The organism is Priestia sp. 40 (assembly GCF_049368575.1).
Taxonomy (GTDB): Bacteria; Bacillota; Bacilli; order Bacillales; family Bacillaceae_H; genus Priestia; species Priestia zanthoxyli.
The window spans coordinates 216,207-240,860 of sequence record NZ_JBMPZA010000016.1 but is presented as its reverse complement, the minus strand read 5'-3'; the positions used below and the strand labels follow the sequence as shown (position 1 = coordinate 240,860).

At 38.6% G+C, this 24,654-nt stretch carries 22 protein-coding genes and 1 pseudogene; 17 read left to right on the top strand and 6 right to left on the bottom strand.

The genetic code is table 11. The features are described 5' to 3' along the window. The first annotated feature begins 72 nt into the window (after positions 1-72). Positions 73-2,490: a heavy metal translocating P-type ATPase gene (locus ACO1DI_RS19655; RefSeq protein ID WP_423145559.1), complete on the top strand. Its 2,418-nt coding sequence runs from the start codon at positions 73-75 to the stop codon at positions 2,488-2,490. A 138-nt stretch (positions 2,491-2,628) separates the two neighbouring features. Here the strand turns inward: ACO1DI_RS19655 and ACO1DI_RS19650 are convergent, their stop codons facing one another. Beyond that, positions 2,629-3,057: a hypothetical protein gene (locus tag ACO1DI_RS19650; RefSeq protein WP_155010201.1), complete on the bottom strand. Its 429-nt coding sequence runs from the start codon at positions 3,055-3,057 to the stop codon at positions 2,629-2,631. Between the two features lie 228 nt (positions 3,058-3,285). On the opposite strand from ACO1DI_RS19650, the gene ACO1DI_RS19645 reads away from it, so the two are divergent. The 4 genes from ACO1DI_RS19645 to ACO1DI_RS19630 all read left to right on the top strand — a co-directional run bounded on the left by ACO1DI_RS19645 (position 3,286) and on the right by ACO1DI_RS19630 (position 6,183). Further along, positions 3,286-3,843 carry a YdhK family protein gene (locus ACO1DI_RS19645; protein WP_014460512.1) on the top strand — a complete coding sequence of 186 codons (558 nt, stop codon included), beginning with the start codon at positions 3,286-3,288 and terminating at the stop codon, positions 3,841-3,843. 194 nt (positions 3,844-4,037) lie between these two features. After that, a complete protein-coding gene (locus ACO1DI_RS19640; protein WP_243549164.1) occupies positions 4,038-5,345 on the top strand; it encodes an MFS transporter in 1,308 nt (435 codons plus the stop codon). A gap of 263 nt (positions 5,346-5,608) precedes the next feature. After that, positions 5,609-5,788, top strand: coding sequence for a hypothetical protein (locus ACO1DI_RS19635; RefSeq protein ID WP_014460510.1), 180 nt, complete (start codon positions 5,609-5,611; stop codon positions 5,786-5,788). Between the two features lie 74 nt (positions 5,789-5,862). After that, the gene (locus ACO1DI_RS19630) at positions 5,863-6,183 is read left to right on the top strand and encodes a 2Fe-2S iron-sulfur cluster-binding protein (protein ID WP_014460509.1); all 321 of its coding nucleotides are present in this window, start codon (positions 5,863-5,865) and stop codon (positions 6,181-6,183) included. A gap of 226 nt (positions 6,184-6,409) precedes the next feature. Here ACO1DI_RS19630 and ACO1DI_RS19625 read toward each other — a convergent pair whose 3' ends face one another. Then, complete coding sequence (locus ACO1DI_RS19625; RefSeq protein WP_014460508.1) at positions 6,410-6,976, bottom strand: peptidoglycan-binding domain-containing protein; 567 nt, start codon at positions 6,974-6,976, stop codon at positions 6,410-6,412. A gap of 548 nt (positions 6,977-7,524) precedes the next feature. On the opposite strand from ACO1DI_RS19625, the gene ACO1DI_RS19620 reads away from it, so the two are divergent. Together ACO1DI_RS19620 and ACO1DI_RS19615 are read left to right on the top strand one after the other, a co-directional pair. Next, a complete protein-coding gene (locus ACO1DI_RS19620) occupies positions 7,525-8,517 on the top strand; it encodes a YibE/F family protein (RefSeq protein ID WP_140451015.1) in 993 nt (330 codons plus the stop codon). Continuing rightward, entirely contained in the window at positions 8,514-9,290 is a 777-nt protein-coding gene (locus ACO1DI_RS19615) for a YibE/F family protein (protein WP_014460506.1), read from the top strand. Before ACO1DI_RS19620 ends, ACO1DI_RS19615 begins: the two co-directional genes overlap by 4 nt. A gap of 145 nt (positions 9,291-9,435) precedes the next feature. On the opposite strand, the gene ACO1DI_RS19610 is transcribed toward ACO1DI_RS19615, so the two are convergent. Further along, on the bottom strand, positions 9,436-10,137 hold the full coding sequence (locus ACO1DI_RS19610) for a hypothetical protein (protein WP_014460505.1): 702 nt from the start codon (positions 10,135-10,137) through the stop codon (positions 9,436-9,438). Positions 10,138-10,209: 72 nt separating this feature from the next. Next, entirely contained in the window at positions 10,210-10,719 is a 510-nt protein-coding gene (locus tag ACO1DI_RS19605) for a hypothetical protein (protein WP_014460504.1), read from the bottom strand. Between the two features lie 471 nt (positions 10,720-11,190). On the opposite strand from ACO1DI_RS19605, the gene ACO1DI_RS19600 reads away from it, so the two are divergent. From ACO1DI_RS19600 to ACO1DI_RS19585, 4 genes are all read left to right on the top strand, one after another. After that, positions 11,191-11,541, top strand: coding sequence for an ArsR/SmtB family transcription factor (locus tag ACO1DI_RS19600; protein ID WP_014460503.1), 351 nt, complete (start codon positions 11,191-11,193; stop codon positions 11,539-11,541). Between the two features lie 15 nt (positions 11,542-11,556). Next, a complete protein-coding gene (locus tag ACO1DI_RS19595) occupies positions 11,557-12,855 on the top strand; it encodes an arsenical efflux pump membrane protein ArsB (RefSeq protein WP_014460502.1) in 1,299 nt (432 codons plus the stop codon). A gap of 264 nt (positions 12,856-13,119) precedes the next feature. After that, positions 13,120-15,273: a DNA topoisomerase III gene (locus ACO1DI_RS19590; RefSeq protein WP_115653666.1), complete on the top strand. Its 2,154-nt coding sequence runs from the start codon at positions 13,120-13,122 to the stop codon at positions 15,271-15,273. Between the two features lie 113 nt (positions 15,274-15,386). Further along, entirely contained in the window at positions 15,387-15,785 is a 399-nt protein-coding gene (locus ACO1DI_RS19585) for a PaaI family thioesterase (protein ID WP_057273022.1), read from the top strand. Positions 15,786-15,789: 4 nt separating this feature from the next. On the opposite strand, the gene ACO1DI_RS19580 is transcribed toward ACO1DI_RS19585, so the two are convergent. Beyond that, entirely contained in the window at positions 15,790-16,419 is a 630-nt protein-coding gene (locus ACO1DI_RS19580; protein ID WP_140450741.1) for an NUDIX hydrolase, read from the bottom strand. 97 nt (positions 16,420-16,516) lie between these two features. On the opposite strand from ACO1DI_RS19580, the gene ACO1DI_RS19575 reads away from it, so the two are divergent. Next, positions 16,517-17,245: a DUF421 domain-containing protein gene (locus tag ACO1DI_RS19575; RefSeq protein WP_014460498.1), complete on the top strand. Its 729-nt coding sequence runs from the start codon at positions 16,517-16,519 to the stop codon at positions 17,243-17,245. A gap of 128 nt (positions 17,246-17,373) precedes the next feature. Further along, positions 17,374-17,625: pseudogene (locus tag ACO1DI_RS19570) on the top strand (hypothetical protein); the annotation flags it as partial. Here ACO1DI_RS19570 and ACO1DI_RS19565 read toward each other — a convergent pair. Then, complete coding sequence (locus tag ACO1DI_RS19565; protein ID WP_014460497.1) at positions 17,568-19,085, bottom strand: peptide chain release factor 2; 1,518 nt, start codon at positions 19,083-19,085, stop codon at positions 17,568-17,570. The pseudogene ACO1DI_RS19570 and the gene ACO1DI_RS19565 sit on opposite strands and share 58 nt — an antisense overlap. Before the next feature lie 256 nt (positions 19,086-19,341). On the opposite strand from ACO1DI_RS19565, the gene ACO1DI_RS19560 reads away from it, so the two are divergent. From ACO1DI_RS19560 to ACO1DI_RS19545, 4 genes are all read left to right on the top strand, one after another. Continuing rightward, entirely contained in the window at positions 19,342-20,253 is a 912-nt protein-coding gene (locus tag ACO1DI_RS19560; protein WP_014460496.1) for an AEC family transporter, read from the top strand. A 125-nt stretch (positions 20,254-20,378) separates the two neighbouring features. Continuing rightward, entirely contained in the window at positions 20,379-21,878 is a 1,500-nt protein-coding gene (gene zwf / locus ACO1DI_RS19555) for a glucose-6-phosphate dehydrogenase (protein ID WP_423145558.1), read from the top strand. A gap of 149 nt (positions 21,879-22,027) precedes the next feature. Next, positions 22,028-23,083 carry a tartrate dehydrogenase gene (locus ACO1DI_RS19550; RefSeq protein WP_406866835.1) on the top strand — a complete coding sequence of 352 codons (1,056 nt, stop codon included), beginning with the start codon at positions 22,028-22,030 and terminating at the stop codon, positions 23,081-23,083. Positions 23,084-23,417: 334 nt separating this feature from the next. Further along, positions 23,418-24,626, top strand: coding sequence for an MFS transporter (locus ACO1DI_RS19545; RefSeq protein ID WP_115653672.1), 1,209 nt, complete (start codon positions 23,418-23,420; stop codon positions 24,624-24,626). Positions 24,627-24,654: the final 28 nt, after the last annotated feature.

Here is a 24,654-nt window from a genome sequence, read left to right as displayed (position 1 = left end):
CGAATACCTTCGCACGCTTGATTTAGGAAAAATATATACCCCTTATAGGTATATAACGGGAGGCGAAACGTGATGGGTGATAAACAAAAAGAAGCCACCTTGCAAATTACAGGTATGACATGTGCAGCGTGCTCTAACCGAATTGAAAAAGGATTAAAAAAAATAGAAGGTGTAAAAGAAGCAAACGTGAATTTGGCTTTGGAAAGATCTACTATCATATTCGATCCGTCTAAAACAAGTCCACAGGCCTTTGAAGAAAAAATCGAAAAGCTTGGGTATGGAGTTGTAAGTGAAAAAGCCGAATTTGCTATTACGGGCATGACGTGCGCCGCTTGTTCGACTCGGATTGAAAAAGGGTTAAACAAATTAGAAGGCGTGACAAAGGCAAGCGTTAACCTTGCTTTAGAAACGGCTTCTGTTGAATACAGCCCTTCTCAAATAGCTCCGCAAGATATAACGCAGCGAGTTGAAAAACTTGGATACGGAGCAAAGCTAAAGTCAGAAGAAAAAGAAGAAGAGCAAAGCTACAGAGAAAAAGAACTCAGTAAACAAAAAGGGAAGTTTTGGTTTTCGTTGATTTTAAGCGTACCGCTATTATGGGCAATGGTTAGCCATTTTACGTTTACATCGTTTATTCCTTTGCCTCATATGCTGATGAATCCATGGGTTCAGCTCGCTTTAGCTACGCCTGTTCAGTTCGTGGTAGGGAAGCAATTTTATGTAGGCGCATTTAAAGCTCTGCGTAACAAAAGCGCCAACATGGATGTTTTAGTAGCACTAGGCACAAGCGCAGCTTATTTCTACAGTTTATACTCTTCTCTTAAATCGCTTGGGTCATCTACTCATACAGCTCAGCTTTATTATGAAACGAGCGCTATATTAATTACGCTGATTCTTTTAGGGAAATTGTTTGAAGCAAATGCCAAAGGCCGTTCTTCAGAAGCGATAAAAAAAATGATGGGCTTACAAGCTAAAACGGCCGTTGTAGTAAGAGACGGAGCGGAAGTTGAAATACCAGTGGAAGAAGTGCAAAAAGGCGAAGTTATTTTTATTAAACCTGGTGAAAAAGTACCAGTAGACGGAGAGATTATTGAAGGGCAATCAGCTTTAGATGAGTCTATGCTGACAGGTGAAAGCGTACCGGTAGATAAAAACATTGGAGATAAAGTAATCGGAGCTACACTCAATAAAAATGGTTTTCTAAAAATAAAAGCTACGAACATTGGAAAAGAGACGGCGCTTGCGCAAATTATTAAAGTAGTAGAAGAAGCGCAAGGGTCTAAAGCGCCTATTCAGCGATTAGCTGACTATATTTCGGGTATATTCGTGCCAATTGTAGTCGGAATTGCTCTTCTTACTTTCTTTGTTTGGTATATTTGGATTGCGCCTGGCGAATTTGCGCCGGCTTTAGAGAAACTTATTGCTGTACTAGTGATTGCATGTCCATGCGCGTTAGGCTTAGCTACTCCAACTTCCATTATGGCGGGGTCGGGCCGTGCAGCAGAATTTGGTATTTTATTCAAAGGCGGCGAGCATTTAGAAGCAACGCATAAAATCGATACGATTCTTTTAGATAAAACGGGAACTGTGACAAATGGAACCCCCGAGTTAACCGATGTGCGTATTGCACAAGGATACAAAGAAAATGAGCTATTACAGTTAGTTGCATCGGCTGAGCGTTTATCAGAGCACCCTCTAGCTCAAGCACTCGTAGCAGGTATAAAAAATAAAGGTATAGAGATTCAAGACCCATTATCTTTTGAAGCTATTCCAGGATATGGAGTAAAAGCAACTGTACAAGAGCGAGAGCTGTTAGTGGGAACAAGAAAGCTTATGAACCAGTATAAAGTGAATATTGATACAGCCTTAGAAGAAATGACAAATTTAGAACGAGAAGGAAAAACGGCCATGCTCGTTGCTCTGGACGGAAAATATGCCGGCATGCTTGCTGTTGCAGATACCATTAAAGCAACTTCTAAAGAAGCAGTTTCCAAGTTAAAAGAAATGGGCTTAGAAGTGATGATGATTACAGGTGATAATTGTCAAACAGCTCAGGCTATTGCGATGCAAGCGGGTATTGAGCATGTTATAGCAGAAGTGTTGCCAGAAGGAAAAGCAGAAGAAGTGAAAAAGCTTCAGCAGCAAGGTAAAAAAGTCGCAATGGTAGGAGACGGTATTAACGATGCTCCTGCACTTGCGTTAGCTGATATTGGAATGGCCATCGGAACAGGAACGGATGTAGCGATGGAAGCCGCTGATATTACGCTGATGCGAGGAGACTTGATGAGCATTGCAGATGCGATTGAAATGAGTAGAAAAACGATTTCTAATATTAAGCAAAATTTATTCTGGGCAATGGGCTACAACACGCTTGGTATTCCAATTGCAGCAGTTGGGCTGTTAGCTCCTTGGGTCGCTGGAGCCGCGATGGCCTTTAGTTCTGTATTGGTTGTATTAAATGCACTGCGATTGCAGAGAGTGAGGCTATAAGATATGAAAAAGTGGATCATCTCAGCTATTTTGTACGTGCTCGCAGTCATAGCAGTATATGCTATGTGGGCAATATAAACTAAAAAATATTGGAGTCATCGAGCCACTCTCGGTGAAAGTGATCCAAAAGCAAAGCTGCTAAAGAATATTCTTTAGCAGCTTTGTTAGGTGCAAGGAATTTTTTTGGCTTAATTCATACCCTTTAAGATGAAGGTCCTCGGGATACTTTTGATGAGCAATTAACACATCGCGTCCATCATCCATAATCCAAATGAAATAATGACGGCTAGAACCATCTCCATAGGTAATGGTCATTTTGCAATCAATACTCCCAGCAGATTCTTCATCTAAGAGAATGTTCATATGCTGTGCCTTTTTTATACTATTGGTGAATGCATTCATATCTTGTTCATCGATAAATGTTTTGAGCGTTTTCATTTTAATGGACGTTACTTCTATCTTTTGTACGCTAGATGAGAGCGTGGAGTGTGCAGAAGCAAAGGGGGCTCCCATCACCAAGCTAAACGCAAGTAAGAGTGAGGATAGAGCAAAGCGTATTTTTAGCATGTTTCTTTCCTCCTTTTATTTTTATACTTTTTCCTTGTGGTAAGTGTTTCATACGAAGGCCTTTTTTAGGCACAGGAATTTTTTGTACCCAATTACCTTCATCTTCACAAAATCTGCACAAAGTCTGGCTACAATAAAGAAAAGTAGAAGAGTAGGCAAAGATAAGTTGTTTTTAAGGATTAAATGATTTTTATTTTAAAATTTATTATGTGGAAAAGAGGGACTGTTATGAAAAAACAGCTATTTATTCTTGGTGCATCCGTCATTATTGGACTAAGCGGATGCGGAAACGATTCTAGTCATGAAAAGCCTTCAACTGACAAAAACGAATCCATGCACGATCACTCAGAGATGAATCACTCTAGTTCAGGAGAGGTTCCAAAAGGATTAAAGCAAGCTGAGAATCCAACATATAAAGTTGGAGATAAAGCCGTTATAAAAGCAGATCATATGAAAGGCATGAACGGGGCTGAAGCAACAATTGTTGGTGCTTACGCCACTACGGCCTATACCGTTTCGTATACGCCAAAGACTGGCGGAAAAAAAGTAAAAAATCATAAGTGGGTTATTCAAGAAGAAATAAAAGATGCGGGTAACGAACAGTTAAGGCCAGGTAGCGAAGTGACGCTTGAAGCAGATCATATGAAAGGTATGAAAGGGGCAAAAGCAACGATTGATTCAGCCGAAAAAACAACGGTATATATGGTAGACTACACGCCGACTACAGGCGGAGAGAAAGTGAAAAATCATAAGTGGGTAACCGAAAGTGAACTTTCAACCAAATAGACTGTTAGCGAGAAAAGCCTAAGAATAGATGTATTCTTAGGCTTTTTTTGTTTGCTTCTTGTTTTATGTTTTATAATGATGAATTTCTGACATGATGTATGAAGAAAACTCATGTTTCTTTCAAAAGAAGTTGCGGTATTAAGTAGAATGCTACGGTAATAAAACGAACAAACTACTGATGAAAGGAGCTAGCTATGAGTGAACATACAGTAAGGCGAACAGGACGCACACGATGGTTCATTTCATCTTTGTTAAGCAGTATGATTATTTTAAACTATTTTGATCGTGTAGCGGTGTCAGTGGCCGCTCCTGCAATACAAGATGCATTTCACTTAACGGGAACAGAGCTCGGAATTGTCTTTTCTATTTATACGTATTCTTATACGATCATGCAAATACCTGCCGGAAGCTTACTTGATCGGTTCGGAGTAGCATGGGTGACAAGAGTCGGTATGGTGATTTGGAGTTTATTAACGATGTCGATGGCTTTTTTGCAAGGAAAACTTCTTCTCTATATTGTCCGGTTTTTAATAGGAATAATGAGTGCTTCTGCATTTCCGGCAGCATCAAAAGCTACGTCGCTATGGTTTCCTCCAAATGAAAGAAGCTTACCAAATTCTTTGTTTGATTCAGCGGCCAAATTTTCAAATGTACTTGGCGCGCCTCTTGTAGCATTTCTCATCACCAAATTTGATTGGCGCACAGCATTTTTATCCATTGGAATTATAAACGTGCTGTTTACGCTGCTGTTTTGGTTTTATTACGAAAAGCCAGAAAAGCATAGACGCATATCAGATGATGAGTTGAAGTATATTCAAGAAAATAATCTAAATGCAAACGATGAGCAAACATCAAAATTTTTACATACCTTAAAAGTATTATTTACGAATCGGAAAGTTTGGGGGCTAATGATTGGGTTTACAGGCTATGGATATACGTTTAATTTACTGTTAACGTGGCTGCCAACTTTTTTAAAAGAAAAATACGGTATGGATATCATGTCATCGGGCCTGCTTACGGCAGTACCTTGGCTAATTGCTACATTTGCTGGCATTTTAGTTGGCGGATGGCTTGTTGATTACCTTATAAAAAAAGGGTATAACAGTCAAAACGTATATCGTACGATCATTGTAGTAGGGTTATGCTTAGGGTTTGTGTTTTTAGGCTCTATTTTCACCGATAATGTCGTCGTAGCGATGATTTGTATTTCGATTGGACTGGCAGGTATATCTGCAACGGCACCAATCGGCTGGTCTATTTCCGCTGAAATTGCGCCTGCAGGATCTATTTCTCTTCTCAGTTCTATTGTTAATTTAGCTAATAATTTGTTTGGTGGAATTATAGCTACAGCTTTAACGGGATATCTTTTGGATAAAACTGGTTCTTTTAATCTAAGCTTTATTGTAGCGGGAATTGTATTGTTGCTAGGGTTAATTTTTTATATTTACGTGCTAGGAGATATTAAACAAATTAAAATTCCAAAAAACCAACATATAAAGTAAAAAGCTCGAGACAAAAGCAGTGCAGGTAAAGTCAGACACGAACTATTTATCATGAATGGATGAATAGTTCGTGTTTTTTATGATCATGGTGAATTTGTTTGTCTGAAATTTAAGATAGGTGCGTATTTTAAAATAGAATTGTTAGTATAGCATGTTCTTAAAAAGGTTAAGATGGTTTTTATGAAGACATTCTGTGTCTATTTTTGTTATGTCAGCAAAAGTAGATATGAACCGCACTATAAAAAATAGAAAGGCAGAGGAACATGGATCACAAAGAAAGTGAAAACAACACTGAGTTAAATCAAAGCCGCTCATTAAAGGAGCCTCAACGCGTAGAACTATCTAAGTATCAAATTTTAAAAGCACTAATACCTGTTATTATACTTGGGATTGTCGTTTTAGTTGCCGTATTACAAAATGATGGTCTTCTTAATTGGATCTAGGCATGCAATAAAAAGAAACTGCATATAGTGTAATTTAAATCGCTTGTACACAGTAGAGGGAAAGAGGGAGATACATGCCAAGAGTAACCGTTTTAGGACACGGAAGTTTTGAAGTGGAAAAAGGAAAAAAGCTTGTCTTGGCACTTGAAGACAATGGTATAAATATTCTTCATCGGTGCGGCGGAAAAGCCAAATGCACAACTTGCAGGGTAGAAGTGCTCGAAGGTGAATATTGTGATTTAACAAACGCAGAGAAAAATGCATACTCAGAAAGTTCGATTGAAGATCATTTGCGCTTATCTTGCCAAATTCGTGTAAATGAAGATGTCACCGTTCGACCAATACTAACGGTAGAGAGCTCGGGGCGTGAAGCAGGACCTCGGCCCGCAGAGTAGTCATGTAATTGCAAAAAGCAGCGCGTGGAATGTTCACATGCTGCTTTTTGTATTTTCACCTAAAAAAATAACAAGAACAGCTGTGGGGAGTAAACTAGCGGTTCTTGTTCAAGTAAAGTACCTACGGAATGATTCTTTTAAATTTTAGCATTCTGTAAGGCGGGCAGTAAATCACTCAAAAGAGTGATTATAAAGGTTTTTTTCGAACCGTTATCTGCAAATAGATTTAATTGGATTCTTCAATCACATCTCCACTTTTGTAAATATGATACCAGCCTATGGTACCTGATCCCCCTTGATCCATCCAGTCTTTATTTTTTGCTACGAATCTATAGTAAGCTTTATCGTTGTTATCTTTCCGTAAGCGGTCGTCTGTACTGAAAACAATGTTGTCACCGAGTTCTTTTTTACCGAATGTAATAGCCGTGCTGACAGGAAATTGCTTTCTTTCTACCTTGTTCTCATCTAAAGCTGCCCATGTTAAGGGGCCAACAATACCATCTGGAGACAAGCGGTGATCGCTTTGAAATTCTTTTACTACATTTTGCGTTTGCGTACCGAAAATTCCATCAACTGATGTGTTATACTTCACATCTTTTAAGCTTTGCTGTAAGTCTCTTACGTAGCTAGAGTGAGAACCTTTACGAAGCGTAGGTCTCGTTTCTGCTTTAGCTTCAATTTTTTTTGAGTAGGTATCTTTAGCAGCTGCTTCAGTAGTTGAAGTGCTGAATGCTACGCATGTTGTTGCAAGTGTAAGAGTAGAAAGCATGACAAGTGTTTTTTTCGTTAACATGAAATAACCTCCTTGTTTTTAGCAACTATTTGTCGCTTTTCATGAGCTTTATAACTAATTAGTAGCTATAAAGTCAACTTATTATAGCGCAGGCAGTTTTCTATTTGTTTTTATATTCCTATGATTATATAAAATAGTCACAAAAAACTAGTGAAGTAGATAAATCGCTCTATGTTTTCACTATAATTTCATTTTTATCTGGTACAGTACGGAAGGGAAAACGGTAGGTTTGAGGGTCTTTTATACCTACAGTAGTCTTGCCGTATAGCACTCACAATAAACGAATGAAGAGACTGCAAAGGGAATTTAGATCTCTTTGCAGTCTCTTCATGTTGAAAAGCTCTGCGTTCAATTGATAACCAGAAAGGAAAGTATTTATGTCTACTTTGTATTCTCAGCACATAAGGAACCTTTTTTCGAAAGTAAAGTCCAATAAATCATCACGGAAACAAATCTTTCTCTATATACTAGGAATTTGCTGTTTGTGTATAGCGCTAATGGTAACAAACCACAATTATTCTCTTTATAAAAAACCAATAGCTGAGGTAGTGAAGACGAATGTTGTAGAAAAAAACAAATCTGCTGATTTAAATCATAATAAAGATACCGTATATTCTCAGGAAATTGTTGCTAAAATAATGAACGGAAAATATAAAGGAAGGCTTATCCATTTAGAGAATACGTACTCATACTCAGGTGCTTATGATCAAAAGTATACTGTCGGAACAGATCTTTTTGTCTCCTTAGAAAAGAATTCACAGCATGCTCTAAATGGAACGATTGAAGGAGTGAAGCGGGACACGCAGGTTACCGCTGTCGCGGGCTTATTTATACTGATTTTGCTGGCGATTGGAAAAAAACAAGGTTTTTATTCAATCATTAGCTTATTTATTAATATTGTCCTTTTAATCGGGGCTCTCAATGTATATTTAGCACTAGGGAATGTGAGCTTGCTAGCTGTATGTATTGTTGCGGTCGTTCTTTTTACGGTTATTTCCTTATTATTAGTAAGCGGTAATCAAGAAAAAACGCATGTAGCAATTATTTCAACTTTAATAGGTACGTTTGTTTCTCTGTTAATTGCATACATCGTCATGCAGCTAACAGATTCTAATGGTCTTCATTATGAAGGAATGGAGTTTGTGACCATTCCTCCTCAAAAAATATTTATGAGTGAGGTACTAATAGGGTCTTTAGGAGCTGTCATGGATGTAGCGATTACGATTACTTCTTCTGTTTATGAACTATATGAAAAGAATAAAGAGATCGCGCACAAAGACTTACTGAAATCGGGCAAGGAAATTGGCGGAGACATCATGGGAGCGATGACGAATATTTTATTTTTTTCATATCTAAGCGGAACAATTCCAATGGTTCTTCTTTATTTAAAAAACGGTTCTCCTTTAGGATACACATTTTCGATGAATTTCTCGTTAGAGCTAATTCGTGCTCTTACTGGAAGCATTGGCATTGTGCTAACGATTCCAATTACACTCTATCTTTCGATTCTTTTTATTTTTAGGAAGGGGAACAGAAAGTGAACGTTTTACTGTTGCTAGCTCTTATTTTATTTATTCTGATGAGTATTGTGGGAGGGAAAAAAGGAATCCGATCGTTCCTTGCGCTGTTCTTGAATTTTGGCGTTATTTTTCTAACCATTCTTTTTATGTTGTCTATAAAAAACACGATTATTGTTACGTTAATTGCTTGTACAATCATTAGCTGCATTAATTTATTTTATATTAATAAATTCAATCATAAAACGCTTGCTGCGTTTGTTTCAACGATTATTACCTTGGCCGTTTTAGTACTCTTTATTTTTATCATTGAACATCATGCCATGATTCAAGGGTTCGGCGAAGAACAAGAAGAAGAGATTAACGCTTTTTCACTTTACGTGGGAATTGACTTTGCTAAAATAGCCATTTGTACAATTATTATGGGAGCCATAGGAGCGATTATTGATATTTCGCTATCTATTTCATCTTCTATGAATGAATTATTTGTTCATGATCCGTCCGTAACTAAAAAAAGTCTCTTTAATTCAGGACTGAAAATTGGAAGAGATATTTTAGGCACCACAACCAATACACTGTATTTTGCATTTGTAGGGGGATATTTGACTTTAATTATATGGTTTAAGAGATTGTCGTATTCGTTTGGAGATATTATCAATTCAAAAACCTTTTGTGCAGAAGTCATTTCTATCTTAAGCGGAGGTATTGGTGTAGCCATTATTATTCCAATTACTTCTTGGATTAGTGCCTCTATTTTTTTACAAAAAAGAGAAAAAGCGAACCATATGTACAAATAAAAAACAGAAAAATCATAAGAAAATGCCCATTTAACTGGTAGTCAGTAATATTTGGATGGGCATTCACATTATTTGTGGAATGTTGAAAAGAAACTTGATGGAGGCTGGAAGTTATAGTTGAACGAAGCATTATTCTCTATTTTTCTCACTGATAGATAATACGAAAAGGCCAAGAAGCAGAATTTACAGGAGAAGCAGCTTTTACAAGGACGGTCTCACCGTTAGCTGGAATTACATTTTTAAAAGCATAAATTCTACGTTCACCTCTTGGAGATCCAGGTCCTCTGGAGGTCTTTTGAGGTATAATATTTCGCTCATTGTTTGGGTCAAGTATCCAGTGTACGTACCAAATCTGCCGTAAAAATTGTCTATTTGTACTTTGCGGACGTTCATTAAATATACAGTGATTCACTTGGCCTGTCCAATATAGATATCGCCCGTTTCCTATATGCCATTCATCACCTGCCCGGTATCTGATTCCTACACATTCACCGGGATAGATAACATCAGGGATGTTATAATGATTCTCTCTTTGACAACTAGGGTCACTATATTGCGTATAAGGCGTAACTTCTACTTTTTCCAATTGATTTTTTCTAAAATACAAATATTGCTGCGTGACTTGCCCTGTCGTTCGGTTTACGGCTCGGTGGCTAAGTAGAATACCGTTATAAGTCTGTAACTTTGTGTTATCGATGCTTCTTGTAACCGTTAAGGTACCGGCATTTGAGCTTATGACGCCCCCTACTAATCTTCCATTATGAACACAGTACCCGTTTCTGCAAGAGGCACCGGCATTAGCTCGATATAGAACTCCTACGCATGTTCCACTATTAATTAAAGTCAATTATATTCACCTCGCATTCCAACTTGTTTTATAGAAATAGCTTTCGAAAGTGCTTTTCGGTTGAGACTCTTTCTATAGATCATCCGGGCCGTATCGATAGGAAGGCTGTGTTTGAATAAAGTAGCCATTTCGCACTTGAGCTATCCAGTTTTGAAATATTTCTCTCCATTCAACACGGTTAAAAAACTCATCAAGCGGCTTTGAAGAATCCCATTCAATGATAAAGAACGGAACTACTGATGGATTCCATACGCCTATACTATTGACACCTGATTCTTTGATAAGAAGTAAAGGCAGGCCTCGTTGGTAACCCATGCTTGGCTCTATTTGTAAAAACGGAGCACCTTCCCATGATGGTGGTGGAGGTGTACCGCCGGGAATATTTGTCATGGTATAATTGGCGAAGACTTGTTGCATATTTACCGCAATCAACCCATAGCTAGAGAGAATCATTCTGCGAACGCTTGTAATCGTTTTATTAGGATATTGCTCCGTATCAGGCAGCGTACGAGGGAAAAGAAGAGCACGTTCAATTTCATCAATTAAACGATTAAGAAATCTTGTTTGAGTAGTATTAAGCATAGAAGGATGGCTGAGGAATACAGGGATTTTATAAGCTCTATCGGCTGTATTTTTTAAAGGGATTTTAGGGGAAGCAGAGGGGGATACTTTATTGTCTCTAAGAGAGTAAGGCTTGTCTACATAATATTTACCATCTTGCGGATTATAATAGGAATAATGTTTTTTAATCGTAATCATCCTTTCTTATTTTTCTCTATATTTTATTCAGATAGACAAAATAAGTATGTATGTTTGTCCAAGGACATTAGTAGCATTTTTACGAGAAAACACATCTATATTATCGTATGCTAGATTTGACTTAAATTAGTAGGGAAAAATAATTTTTTTAAATCAAATCCTGAAACAACTACTAAATCACTTTTAGTTCACTAAAAAATTGTAAATCAGTTAGAAATCAATTATAGTAATGAAGCACTAATACATAAGCACATTATTATCTATCAACTGAAAGGGAGTAGGAGGTATTCAGTAATGAGAACAAAATCTATAGATAGTACTGAAAAGGCAGCCCAAATCTTAAAATTACTGGGAGATAAAACAAGGCTTTCGATGGTGAAATTAATAGAGAACAATGAATGCTGTGTGTGTGAGTTCGTAGATATCTATCAAGCTAGCCAACCTTCAATTAGTCAACATTTACGAAAATTAAGAGATGCTGAGCTTGTGAAGGAAAGAAGAAAAGGGCAATGGGTTTTTTATTCTCTTAATAAGGAAAGCCAGTACTATAAATTTGTTCTGGGTATACTTGAATCTGTACCAAGTCAGGACGAACGTTTAAAAGAGCTAGAAAAACAAGGACTGCGTATTAGTTGTTGTGAATAATTGGAGGTTTAAAAAGTGGCATCAGTTGTACTAGCATCATTGATTTTTTTAGTAACATTAATTTTTGTCATTTGGCAGCCGAAGAATTTATCAATCGGCTGGTCGGCTTGCGGGGGAGCTATTCTTGCTTTACTGGCAGGCGTTGTTGATTTTCAAGACGTGCTTGAGGTAACGAGCATTGTGTGGAATGCGACTCTTACATTTATTGCTATTATTATTATTTCTTTAATTTTAGATGAAATTGGTTTCTTTGAATGGGCAGCGCTTCATATGGCTAGAGCTGCAGGAGGGAATGGCGTGCGTATGTTTGTCTACGTATCTCTTCTTGGAGCCGTTGTAGCAGCGCTATTTGCTAATGACGGAGCAGCGTTGATTTTAACACCCATTGTTTTAGCCATGGTTCGAGCATTAAAGTTCGACGAAAAAATGGTTTTTCCGTTTATTATCGCAAGTGGATTTATTGCGGATACAACTTCGCTGCCGCTTGTTGTTAGTAACTTAGTGAATATCGTATCGGCCGACTTCTTTGGTATTAGCTTTTCTGAATTTGCATCCCGCATGATTGTTCCAGATTTGGTTTCTCTGTTTGCGAGTATTATGGTCTTGTATGTGTATTTCCGCAAAAGAATCCCTAAGAAATACAATGTAGCAAATTTGCAGAAGCCAGTGGATGCCATCAAAGATGAAAAGATGTTCCGGCTATCTGGAATTGTCTTAGTTTTGTTAGTACTAGGCTATTTAATTGGAGAATTCTTTAGCGTCCCTGTTTCGATCATCGCAGGTATTATCGCTATCCTGTTTTTGATGATGGCAAAAAAAAGCCGAGCGGTTCATACAAAAAAAGTGCTAAAGGGAGCTCCATGGGCGATTGTCTTTTTCTCTATCGGCATGTATGTCGTTGTATACGGCTTGCGTAATGCTGGTTTAACAGAAATTCTGGCTGACGTGATCCAAGCAACAGCCAGCCATGGACTGTTTGCAGCAACAATTGGTATGGGATTCACTGCGGCTATTCTTTCATCGATTATGAACAATATGCCAACCGTTATGATTGATGCACTGGCAATCGATGCAACACACGCAGCCGGAACGATCAAGGAAGCGCTCATTTATGCAAATGTTATTGGATCAGATTTAGGCCCGAAGATTACCCCAATAGGCTCTTTAGCGACGCTTTTATGGCTTCATGTTCTGTCAACAAAAGGCGTGAAAATTTCTTGGGGAACGTATCTTAAAACGGGTATTATTTTAACGATTCCGACCTTGTTTATTACGCTTGTTGGTTTGTATATTTGGTTGGTGATTATTTCATAACGCGTGCTAAAGGAGATTTGTTTTAGTCGATATGATAATGGCTGTTGCCAGAAAAATTCAGGTGTGTATCGAAGCTGTAGAAAATGATCTACAGCTTTTTTTTGAAAAGGTATAACGGACAGCGACACGTTTTTAAAATGAGATACGTATTTCTCATCTAAGCTACTTTTCTCCTCATTCATACTCCAACAGCTCTTTCTATGATAAAATAAAAAAACTGACTAAGTTTCACATGGAAATTTGAAATGTAAGGTGATTAAATACATGAAGTTAATTATTGCAGAAAAGCCGGATCAAGGATCGACGCTCGCTTCACAGTTTAAGCCGAAGCGTCACGACGGCTATTTAGAGATTCCACCGAATGAAGTGTTTACAGACGGAGCATATGTAACGTGGGCAGTAGGGCATTTATGTCAGCTTGTAAGTCCGGAAGATTATAAGCCGGAGTGGAAAAAGTGGTCAATTGACACGCTGCCGATGATTCCAGACCGTTTTCAATATGAAGTGACGCGCTCAAAAGCGAAGCAGTTTCAAGTGGTAAAAAAGCTGCTTAAAAAGCCGACGGTCACAGAAATTATACATGCGGGAGATGCGGGGCGGGAAGGAGAATTAATCGTCCGTAATATCATCCAGCTCTCAGGTGTGCATAAGCCGATGAAACGGTTGTGGATTTCTTCTTTAACACCAAAAGCCATTTATGATGGATTTCAACAGTTAAAAGACGAAAGCGACACGCGCAACCTTTATTATGAAGCATATACAAGAGCATGTGCGGATTGGGTCGTTGGGATGAATGCTTCACGCGTGTATAGCATCTTGTTAAAAAAGCATGGCATGTCAGATGTTTTTTCAGCAGGACGCGTGCAGACACCAACGCTTGCTTTGATCGTAAAGCGTGAAAAAGAAATTGATAACTTTAAATCAGAGCCTTTTTGGGAAGTCCTTGCTAAGTTTGATATTGAAGGAAAGAAGTATGAAGGCAAATGGCATCAAGACGGAGAGTCGCGTCTTAAAGAAAAAGAAATGGCGTATAAAATTGCTCAATTTTGCGAAGGAAAAGACGCGGAAGTTCATGAACTCGTAACGGAGCGAAAAGAGTTCCAGCCGCCTTTGTTATTTAACCTATCATCACTTCAAGCAACCGCGAATAAAGCGTTTAAGTTTTCTCCTAAAAAGACGCTTGATGTGCTGCAAGGGCTGTACCAGAAGGGAATTGTTTCTTATCCGAGATCAGACTCAAACTACGTAACAGAAGGTGAAGCAGAAACGTTTCCTGAGATTTTAGAAAAGCTGAGTGCTTTTTCTGAATACGAACATTTATTTCCGCTTCCTTACTCTTCAATTCTAGGAAATAAACGCTATGTAAATGCAAAAAAAGTAAGCGATCACTATGCGATTATTCCGACGGAACAAGTGAAGGACCCTAGTAAACTGTCAGGAGATGAACAGAAAATTTACGACTTAGTCGTAAGACGGCTAATTGCCGCACACTACGAAAAAGCGATTTTCGACTACACAACGATTACGACACTTGTGGAAAAGCGAGCAGCTTTTATTTCAAAAGGAAAGCAGCAAATTCAAGAAGGCTGGCGCAAAGTAATTTTTCAAAATGAGAAAGATGACGACGTTATTCTTCCTAATGTTCAAGAAGGCGAAGAAGGAAAAGTTATTAAAGTAGACGTAAAAGAAGGTAAAACACAGCCTCCAAAACGCTACACCGAAGGTCAGTTGATTACACTGATGAAGACAGCTGGTAAGCATTTAGATAATGATGAGCTGGAGAAAATTTTAGCAAAATCAGAAGGGTTAGGGACGGAAGCTACGCGCGCTGGAATCATTACAATGCTTAAAGACCGTAAATATATTGATGTGAAAAAAAACCAAGTATTTGCGACTGATAAAGGAAAGGTATTGATTGACGCGATTGGCGATAAAATTTTAGCTTCTCCAGAAATGACGGCTAAGTGGGAGCAGCGTTTAGCTGAAATTGGAGAAGGAGCAGCATCAGCTGCTGCCTTTATGGAACAAACAAAGAAGCTGTCAGCTAAAATTATCGAAGACGCTGTCGAAGCAGAAAGCAAGTGGAACTTCAGTGGATATGACACTGAATCCATTCAGCGAAAAGGCAAGGGCAAAGGTAAAAGCTTTTCTTCTAAATCGTTTGGTTCATGTAAGCTTTGCGACGGAAAAGTAGTCGATAAAGGTTCATTTTACGGATGCTCAAACTATGCAAAAACAAAATGTACATTTACCGTATCGAAAAAGATTTTAGGTAAAACAGTCACGCAGGCTAATTTAAAAAAACTGTTAAGCGAAGGGCAGACAGACTTGATTGAAGGCTTTAAAAAAGGCGATAAGACCTTTAATGCCAAGTTAGAATGGAAAGAAAACAAAGTGCAGTTTTTATTTGAAAAGTAGAGGGATAAAAAGCGTTTGCTAAAGAGCAAGCGCTTTTTGCATGTGAAGAAACAGGATTTCTCCAGCTTTTCTAGAATTTCTTACATAGCTTATTTATGTAAAGGATGAGATTGATGAAACGAACGAGTAAAGGGATGATTCCGTTTTGGGATTATATTGGCATTGAAGAAACGCTGCTTGAAAAAGGATATGCGGAGTTAAAAATCACGATTCAGCCGCAGCTTCTGCAGGGAAGAGGAACGGTTCATGGAGGCGTTATTGCCACGCTTATCGACGCGGCGGTTGGTTCAGCTGTGCGGTCTTCTCTTTCTGAGGAGGAAAGTGCCAGTACAGTTGAGTTAAAAGTAAACTACACAAGACCAGGAATAGGCGATTATTTAGTTGCAAAGTCTACACTGTCTCACCGCGGCAAAACGCTCGCTGTTGGAGAAGTGAAAATTGAAGACAGCAGCGGCAAGCTTGTTGCGCTTGGCAGTGCAACATACATGGTTTTCTCAGCAGAAAAAGCTTAGAGTTCTAAGCTTTTTCTGCTGAATGCAGCTGCTGACTAATACATGCAATAATCGTTTTATAGTAATCTTCGGGATGGGGAGCGAATTCACTTTTATGTGCTGTACGGTGAATTGGCTCTTTTTTATTTGTTATCCCTTCAATGATCAGTTCTGTTTGATTTCCAAGCCACAGTTCGCAAAAGTGAGAAAACGGCGCTTTTACAAGTCCTGATACTTCTTCTTGCTGCAAAATAAAAGCACTAAGAGGGTGAGAGCTGTAGTATAAAAATACGTGTGCGAATTCTTTATCAATATAGTGTGGCTGAGATACTTCGTATTTAAAGACATCTAAAGGAAGCAATTCATCAAATGAAATGTTGACGCCGAGCTCTTCGTGAATTTCTCTTACTCCGTCCTCAGCGGTTTCTGTATGAAGCAAATGTCCGGCAGCTGTGATATCCAGCGCACCGGGGTAATCTTGTTTTTGCTCGCTGCGAATTTGGAAATAAATATAGTCTATATCATTTTCGCGGCTGACAAACCAGCAGTGAAACGCTTCGTGCCAATAGCCTTTTTCGTGAACTTCTTTGCGAGACGCTTTTCCTATGCGCTCCTGTTGGTTGTTAAATATGGTTAACACTTCATCGTTCATCATAAGTCCCCCAATTTGTTTCCTACTTCTTTCTACTCTAACCTGCCGTGAAAGGTATGTAAATAATGGAAGATGAAAATCTGCTTTGATACATACAAATATGCACAAAATAAAAGATACATCAATTTTAGTAAAGAAGGTGCATGCGTTGAATCATTGGATGGAAGTAGTACTTCGTTCAGTGCTGATTTTACTTGGCTTGTTTTTTATTACAAAGCTGTTAGGGAAAAAACAGTTATCCAAACTTTCTTTTTTTGAATATATCGTTGGCATTACAATTGGAGATATTGCAGGAACAATTTCAATGGATGTAGATTTACAGGCAAGTCACGGGGTAGTAGCAATTTTGGTTTGGGCATCATTTCTTATTGTTGTGTCAAACGTATCGTTAAAAAGTATAAGCTTTCGAAAAGCGGTGGAAGGGACGACAACGATCCTCATTAAAGAAGGAAAAATCCTTGAGGAAAATGTGAAAAAAGAAAAATATACAGTAGATGAGCTCATGGAGCAGCTTCGCAAAAAAGACATCTTTTATGTGGAAGACGTCGCTTTTGCTATGCTGGAAACAAACGGCGAATTAAGCGTGCTGTTAAAAAAAGAAAAGCAGAACGTTAAGCGGGAAGATTTATCGTTGAAAGGAGAACATACAAAATTACCTCAAACAATTATTATGGACGGAAATATAATGAAAGAAGCCGTTCATGAGCTAGGGTATAGCGTAGCGTGGGTTAAAGAACAGCTTGAAAAGAAAGGTGCCGCAGTCGATAAGGTATTTTTAGGGCAAGCGGACTCAGCTGGTCATCTGTATCTTGATTATTATGAAGACTGAGGCTAGGACAAACGTATTTTAGCCCAAGTGAAAAACGAACCACTAATCAACATGTTTGATTAGTGGTTCATTTTTTTGTGATGGTAAATATAGTTTTATCCGTTTCGTTCCTTTTAGCAGTTGATTGAGGGCAAGGTGAAGACTCCTGCGAGAAAAGCGGATTAGGTGAGACCCCGCAGGAGCGCAAGCGACGAGGAGGTTCAGCGGCCGCCCGCGGAAAGCGAAGCCTTGTACGGAAATCAACTGCGGTGTCACAAGCAGTCCAGCTCATGTATCTCATTTGTTCGTCTTTAGGCTGGATTCACTTCGTTATATCTCAACCTCAGCGAGGATCTACTTCTTCCCCGGATTTTATGTCGATTACTTTAAGGTTATTTTGAGGTGCTTTAATATCTTTACTTGCAGGCGCTGCTTTTTTATTTTCTACCCAGTCTACTAACAAATCAAAAGATTGATGAGCATATGGAAGCAGGGGCTGAAGCTCTTGATTTGGGTCGGTTTGTTTATTCCATACTAAGCTGTCAACGTGATTTCCGTTTTTCACAGTATAAAGGCGATGAAGATTTGCCTTGCCAGCTTTTTTAACGAGTTTTTCATAGCCGTCGGCGTGAATAGACGGGAAGATAAGTGAGTCGAGAGAGCCGGTCATACTAATAAGAGGCACATCAATATCACCTGTATTTTCTACTTTCGCTACATTTTCTTTTACGCTTTTTGGACGGGTTTGATAGCGATAATTTGCAAAGATGTAGTCCCATGAACGGTCTCGTAGGCCTGATGAAGTAAAGTTTAAATAGTTGTGCCAGTTTGTTCTTCCTGGAGCTGTCGGATCAAAATGGTCACGGTAAATGTTTAAAGTGACCGCCCAGTACACTTGATCATGATAACTCCACAATTTTTCTGATCCTTTCGGAAGGCCGGCTTTATACATTTGTTTCATAGCTTTTTTCTGCTCTTTTCCCGTTCCGTACAGCGCTTCTTCTGCGTTGTTTACAACAGGTGTTAGTGAGCTGATTAAATTTGGCGCTTTTGCACTCCACAATACGCCTTCCCAATCAACACCTCCATCAAATAAACGAGGCTCTTTGGTTTGTTTTGGATCGTCGTGTTCAAGTGCATATCTGACAACGTATCCGCCGTTTGAAATCCCAATTGCATACGTGGGTACTTTATGATCGTTGCGAATCAAATCGCTTGCAGGGTTTTTTCGATTAGACGGACTGATTAGTTTGTCTGAGTAATGAGTAGTCAGATATTGCTGTGCTGCTTTTGTCATTTGACGATAGCGCATATTCCATTCTGCTACGCTGTCGTCATCGCTAGCAAGCGCATTTTTTACTTTAGCAAAAGGATCGTTAGGGTCACTTTCCCCTTGCGTTCCTTTATCAATCGCGGCAAACGCATAGCCTTTTTTAAGAACGTAATCGCTGAACAATAAATCGGTGGACGTTTCGTTGCGCGTAGCAGGAATGCCGGCTACCACAAGTTTTCCATTCCAGTTATCAGGAACACGGATGACGAACTGAGCGTCTTCAAAAATTCCATTTACTTGCGTTCCTTTAACCGCAGCGGGCTGATTGATTCGATACCAGCCTGATTCACTTTCAGCTTTTCCCCAGTTATAAGGAGTAAGCCCGATGTTTCCATAGAGCGTAGCCTGCTGATATTGAGCCGGGTTTTTAGTCGTCAGCCAATTCCCGTTCGCTCCGTCAAAATAGGTTTCTGCTGACTGATCAGCATTTGGAATGACATCTGTTTTGTTAGCAGCTTCAGCAAGAGATCCTGAAGCTGAAAAACAAAGAGCAGCAGAAAAAGTAAGCGCTATCATTTTTCGTTTCACGTTTCTTCCTCCTCATGAAAATACTCATACCTTTTAAGTAAATTCCATAAAAAAGAAAAATGTCCTGTTTTAAAATCAATTTAGAAGAAAATTTTTGCGCTTGTTTCTAAGCTGTTGTTGCCCGAAAAGCAGGTAAACTGCATCCAATTCTCTAGTTTCTTTTTAAGCTGCTTATATTATAATGAAACAAGGATTAAAAAAGACAGGGTAAAACAATCGATTAAATAAGTATAAAAGAGGTTAAGGGAGTAGGTCTATGAGCAGCTTTAACAGTCAGTTTTTGTATTCCATTACAATTATTCTATTAGGATACATACTAAAACGAACAAACCTCCTTCAGCAAAAAGACGGGGAAGCTTTAGCAAGAATTATTTTTAATATTACAATGCCTTGCTTGATTATTGTTACATTCAGCAGTATTAAAATTGATGGATCGCTTATTTTACTATTAGTTATTGGGATTGTCTATGGCTTGCTGTTAGCTGCTGTCGGAATTTTTGTTTTTCGAAAAGATGAGCGAAAAGTGAAAGGCATGCTGACGATGATGATTCCAGGGTTTAATATTGGAATGTTTGCTTATCCATTAGTAGAAGGCATTTGGGGAAAAGAAGGGCTTAAATACTTCGGTATGTTTGATGTCGGGAATGCCTTTGTTATTTTTGTTTTATGCTATGTAATTGGCAGCTACTACTCTGGGGATGATATTGACATTGAATTTAAAAAGATTTTATATAAAGTATTAAAATCAATGCCGCTTCTTACCTATGTAATCATTTGTCTTCTTGCGATTATAGGCATTCATTTACCATCATACGTATTAGACGTTTCAGGCATTATCTCCAAAGCGAATATGCCGCTTTCTCTTTTGCTTTTAGGCGTATATTTAAATTTTTCGTTCCAAAAAAGCTACTTGAAAAAAATTATCATGTTTTTAAGCATTCGCTACGTGATTGGACTTGGCGTAGGAATTGCGCTGTTTTTCTTGCTACCATTTGAAGATATGTTCCGGTATACAATCTTGGTTTGCTTCATTCTACCCGTAGCGGGATCCGTTTTACCTTACGCAGTAGAATTCAAATACGATCAAAAATTTGTCGGCACCGTTTCAAATATGACGATTCTGCTGAGCTTTTTGCTACTGTGGGGAATGACAAATATTTTAATGTGAATAACAAAGGACGCTCGCATTTGTGAGCGTCCTTTTTGATGAAAAAAGGATATTCCCAAATAAACGGAGGTAAGCTAGGAGAAGAGAAAATCTATCATACATACAACCTGACGGGAGGAAAAAACGTGGAGTCCTTAACTTTTGTTTTATTTGGCGCAACGGGTGATTTGGCAAAAAGAAAAATCTTTCCTGCTCTTTATAATTTATTTACAGACAAAAAGCTCCCTGATGCTATTTCTATTATTGGATCAGGGTACGAGCAGCTATCTCATGAGGATTTTAAAGAGCGTGTAAAGCAATCTATAAACGATTTTTCGAGACGGAAAATGGAAAGTAACGAGGAAGATTTTTTGTCGCTGTTTCATTATCAAGCAGTAGACGCAAGCAAAACAGAAGATTACAAAAAGCTATTAAAGGTTGTGGATGAGCAAGAAACAAATCAAGGAAGTGAAGGGAATCGCTTATTTTATTTGTCTGTAGCACCAGAATACTTTGATGTAATTGCTCTGCATATAAAAAAAAGCGGCTTGGATCAAACCGGCGGCTGGAAGCGTCTTATGATTGAAAAGCCGTTTGGACATGATCTTGCTTCAGCAAGAGAGCTTAATGAAAAGCTAAGCAGTACGTTTAAAGAAGAAGAAATTTATCGAATTGATCATTATTTAGGTAAACCGATGGTGCAAAATTTAGAAGCGCTTGAATTTACGAACCCCGTACTGCAATCCCTGTGGAATAACAAACACATTGCAAATGTCCAGATTACGGCAAGTGAAACAGTCGGTGTTGAAAATCGTGCCGGGTATTATGATCATACGGGGGCCATACGCGACATGATTCAAAATCATATGCTACAGGTTCTCATGATGACAGCCATGCATCTTCCAAAAAGAATTTGCTCAGAAAACATTTTAGAAGAAAAGCAAAAAGTAATGGAGTCACTGAGGAAAATTCCAGCGGAAGAAGTAGCTCGCGATGTTGTACGAGGACAATACGGAAGCGGAGAAATTGATCACAAATCTGTTAAAGGATACAAAGAAGAGCCCGGCGTAGAAGCAAACTCTAAAAATGACACGTTCGTAGCAGCGCGTTTGTGGATTGATAATCCATTTTGGAAAGGAGTTCCTTTTTACATTCGAACGGGTAAACGAATGAAAGAAAAATCAACTCGTATCGTCGTAGAATTTAAAGATTCTTTAAAAGGTCTGTATGAAACTCCTTATGATCAAGTAGCACCAAACTTATTTATTATTGAAATTAGCCCAAGCGAAAACGTCGCTTTGCAGCTTAACAGCAAAAACCCATTAAAAAATGGTGTTATTGAGCCGGTTCGTATTACGTTTTCAAGAGAAGAAGAAAGTGTGCCGGAAGCATATGAACGAATCATTTATGATGCATTAATCAGCGACTCTACATTTTTCGCTCATTGGAAAGAAGTAGAGCTATCTTGGCAGTGGGTGCAGCCTGTATTAGATGCATTTGAAGCTGATATGCTGCCGCTTTACGAATATCCATCCGGTTCACAAGGCCCTGTAGAAGCGCGGAAATTAGTTGCACAAGAAGGCTTTAAATGGTGGCTCGATGACGATGAGCATGGGGAAGCGCCTGGAGTGTTTTTGCCGATTTGAAAAAGACATCTCTTTGAGGGATGTCTTTTTTATAGCTTATATATTCTGAATTTTCTTGAGATGATTATTTTCCCTGCGTATAATCAAAAGAGTATAATGCATGAGGTATTGTGTATAGATCTATATAAAAAGACGCAGGGGGACTTTTGATGAAAACGTTAAAAATAGCGAATATACCAGGAGATGGAGTAGGGAAAGAAGTTGTTCCAGCGGCGGTTAGAGTTCTTCATACGATTGCAGATATTCACGGGGGATTAAAATTTGAATTTACAGAATTTCCTTGGAGCTGTGATTATTATTTGAAGTATGGACAAATGATGCCTGAAGATGGGCTAAAGCAGCTTCAAGACTTTGACGGGATTTTTTTAGGAGCCGTAGGAAATTTAAATCTTGTGCCAGACCACGTGTCGCTATGGGGTTTGCTCATTAAGATTCGTCGAGAATTTCAGCAGGTAATTAATATTCGTCCGGCCAAGAGGCTAAAAGGCATCGCATCTCCACTAACGAACCCAAAAGACTTTGATTTAATCGTTGTTCGTGAAAATAGTGAAGGGGAATACAGTGAAGTAGGAGGCCGGATTTATCAAGGAGAAGATCAAATTTCGATTCAAAATGCGGTTTTTTCTCGAAAAGGAACAGCACGAGCGATGCGCTATGCATTTGAATTAGCTTCTAAAAGAAAAGCAAGGGTTACAAGCGCAACGAAGTCAAATGGAATTGTTCATTCCATGCCGTTTTGGGACGAAGTGTTTCAAGATGTTGCAAAGAGTTATCCTCATATTGAAACAGACTCACAGCACATCGATGCGCTGGCGGCTTTTTTCGTCACAAATCCAAGTCGTTTTGATGTCATTGTGGCAAGCAATTTATTTGGAGATATTTTAACAGATATCGGAGCTGCTATTATGGGGAGTATTGGCGTTGCTCCTGCTGCAAATATTAATGTGAACGGAAAATATCCTTCGATGTTTGAACCGGTGCACGGGTCTGCACCTGATATTGTCGGAAAAGGAATTGCAAACCCAATCGGACAGATTTGGACGGCAAAAATGATGTTGGATCATTTTGGTGAACAGGAATTAGGCAGTCATTTGTTAGAGGTTATTGAACAAGTGACGAAATCAGGCATCATTACACCAGATGTTGGAGGCAGCGCAACTACTAGTGAAGTAACGGATCAAATTATTTCTCATTTAAAGAAGTGAAGGTTCTAAAAGAGGCTAGGACAAAAGAATATTAAACGAAGTGAAAAACGAACTATGAATCAAAGTGTGCGATTCATGGTTTGTTTTTTTGTGGTAAACGCAGGTTTCATGTGCGTAGGTCTTTCTAGCAGTTGATTGGAGGAAAGGAGAAGATTCATGCGTGAAAAGCGAAGCCTTGCACGGAAATCAAAATCGATAAATACATGTTGACACTTACATATATGAACCCTATAATAGTTTGAGTTGAGATAATTCGTATACATATTATTTCTAGACTATGATTTAGTTTGTTTTAATAAATTGATACGAATAAACAAATAAAAGGAGGAAAATAATGCAGAAATCGAAATTATGGACAAAAGATTTTTTAGCGGTCTCATTGACTAGCTTTTTTGTTTTTGTCATTTTTTATATGTTAACTGTCACATTGCCGCTGTTTGCAACGGATGAACTTCATGCAAGTAAGCAAAGCCTAGGGCTAATTGTGACAATCTTTTTAGTGTCCGGTATTGTGTTCAGACCGCTAGCCGGTAAGTGGATGACAACATTAGGACAAAAGAAAGTCCTATTGATAGGTGTCTTTATCTTTTTAATTGGTTCTATTTTATATATGAATATTCACTCATTATCTGCGCTGCTGCTGCTGCGTGTGCTTCATGGTATTGGTTTTGGAATGAGCACAACTGCTACAGGAGCAATTGTTGCAAATGTAATCCCAGAGCGTAGAAAAGGAGAAGGGATGGGGTACTATGCGACGTTTATGAATTTAGCAATGGTAGTAGGTCCGTTTGTAGGCTTAACGTTAACAAATACTTTGGGTCATACAGCGGTTTTTACCGTTGCGGTTGTATCTTCTGTTTTAGCAGTATTATGCAGTCTAGTACTTTGTGTACCTGAGGTGCAAGCTTCTTCTGCAACAAATGAAATACAGCCAGCTAAAGGTCTTGCGGCGTTTTTTGAATACCGTTCGCTGCCTATTTCTGTTGCTGGCCTTGTGGTAGCTTTTTCATATGCAAGTGTTATTTCGTTTGTGTCTATTTATGCAAAAGAAATGGGCTTTACGCAAGCTTCAAGCTTTTTCTTTGTTGTATACGCGGTGTGCTTATTAGCTTCTAGACCTTTTACTGGAAAATGGTTTGATCAATACGGAGAAAACAGCGTGGTATATCCGTCCATTTTATCTTTAGCTATCGGTATCTTTTTGCTTAGCCAAGCGACAACAAGCTGGGTATTTTTATTAGCTGGAGCATTGATTGGATTAGGCTTTGGAACGATTACATCAAGTTTTCAATCCATTGCTGTAAAAAAAGCTTCTCCTCATCGCCGAGGTGTCGCCACAGCTACGTTTTTTGTGTTTTTTGACTCTGGAATGGGCTTAGGGTCCTTTTTATTAGGCATTTTATCCACAGTAGCCGGGTATAAAGGAATGTATGTATTCTGTTCCATTGTTGCTCTTTTAGCTATAGCAGTATACCTTGTATTGCACGGCCGAAAAAACCAGAAACAGCGCATTATTTCTCAAAATGAATCATTAGGAAAATAACATAAATAAAAAAAGGCGTGCTCAAGGG

Bases quoted from the DNA above. Each gene is read 5' to 3' on its own strand.
- ACO1DI_RS19655 (WP_423145559.1), top strand. From the start codon at position 73: ATGGGTGATAAACAAAAAGAAGCCACCTTGCAAATTACAGGTATGACA.
- ACO1DI_RS19650 (WP_155010201.1), bottom strand. From the start codon at position 3,057: ATGCTAAAAATACGCTTTGCTCTATCCTCACTCTTACTTGCGTTTAGC.
- ACO1DI_RS19645 (WP_014460512.1), top strand. From the start codon at position 3,286: ATGAAAAAACAGCTATTTATTCTTGGTGCATCCGTCATTATTGGACTA.
- ACO1DI_RS19640 (WP_243549164.1), top strand. From the start codon at position 4,038: ATGAGTGAACATACAGTAAGGCGAACAGGACGCACACGATGGTTCATT.
- ACO1DI_RS19635 (WP_014460510.1), top strand. From the start codon at position 5,609: ATGGATCACAAAGAAAGTGAAAACAACACTGAGTTAAATCAAAGCCGC.
- ACO1DI_RS19630 (WP_014460509.1), top strand. From the start codon at position 5,863: ATGCCAAGAGTAACCGTTTTAGGACACGGAAGTTTTGAAGTGGAAAAA.
- ACO1DI_RS19625 (WP_014460508.1), bottom strand. From the start codon at position 6,976: ATGTTAACGAAAAAAACACTTGTCATGCTTTCTACTCTTACACTTGCA.
- ACO1DI_RS19605 (WP_014460504.1), bottom strand. From the start codon at position 10,719: ATGCTTAATACTACTCAAACAAGATTTCTTAATCGTTTAATTGATGAA.
- ACO1DI_RS19600 (WP_014460503.1), top strand. From the start codon at position 11,191: ATGAGAACAAAATCTATAGATAGTACTGAAAAGGCAGCCCAAATCTTA.
- ACO1DI_RS19590 (WP_115653666.1), top strand. From the start codon at position 13,120: ATGAAGTTAATTATTGCAGAAAAGCCGGATCAAGGATCGACGCTCGCT.
- ACO1DI_RS19585 (WP_057273022.1), top strand. From the start codon at position 15,387: ATGAAACGAACGAGTAAAGGGATGATTCCGTTTTGGGATTATATTGGC.
- ACO1DI_RS19580 (WP_140450741.1), bottom strand. From the start codon at position 16,419: ATGATGAACGATGAAGTGTTAACCATATTTAACAACCAACAGGAGCGC.
- ACO1DI_RS19575 (WP_014460498.1), top strand. From the start codon at position 16,517: ATGCACAAAATAAAAGATACATCAATTTTAGTAAAGAAGGTGCATGCG.
- ACO1DI_RS19560 (WP_014460496.1), top strand. From the start codon at position 19,342: ATGAGCAGCTTTAACAGTCAGTTTTTGTATTCCATTACAATTATTCTA.
- ACO1DI_RS19550 (WP_406866835.1), top strand. From the start codon at position 22,028: ATGAAAACGTTAAAAATAGCGAATATACCAGGAGATGGAGTAGGGAAA.
- ACO1DI_RS19545 (WP_115653672.1), top strand. From the start codon at position 23,418: ATGCAGAAATCGAAATTATGGACAAAAGATTTTTTAGCGGTCTCATTG.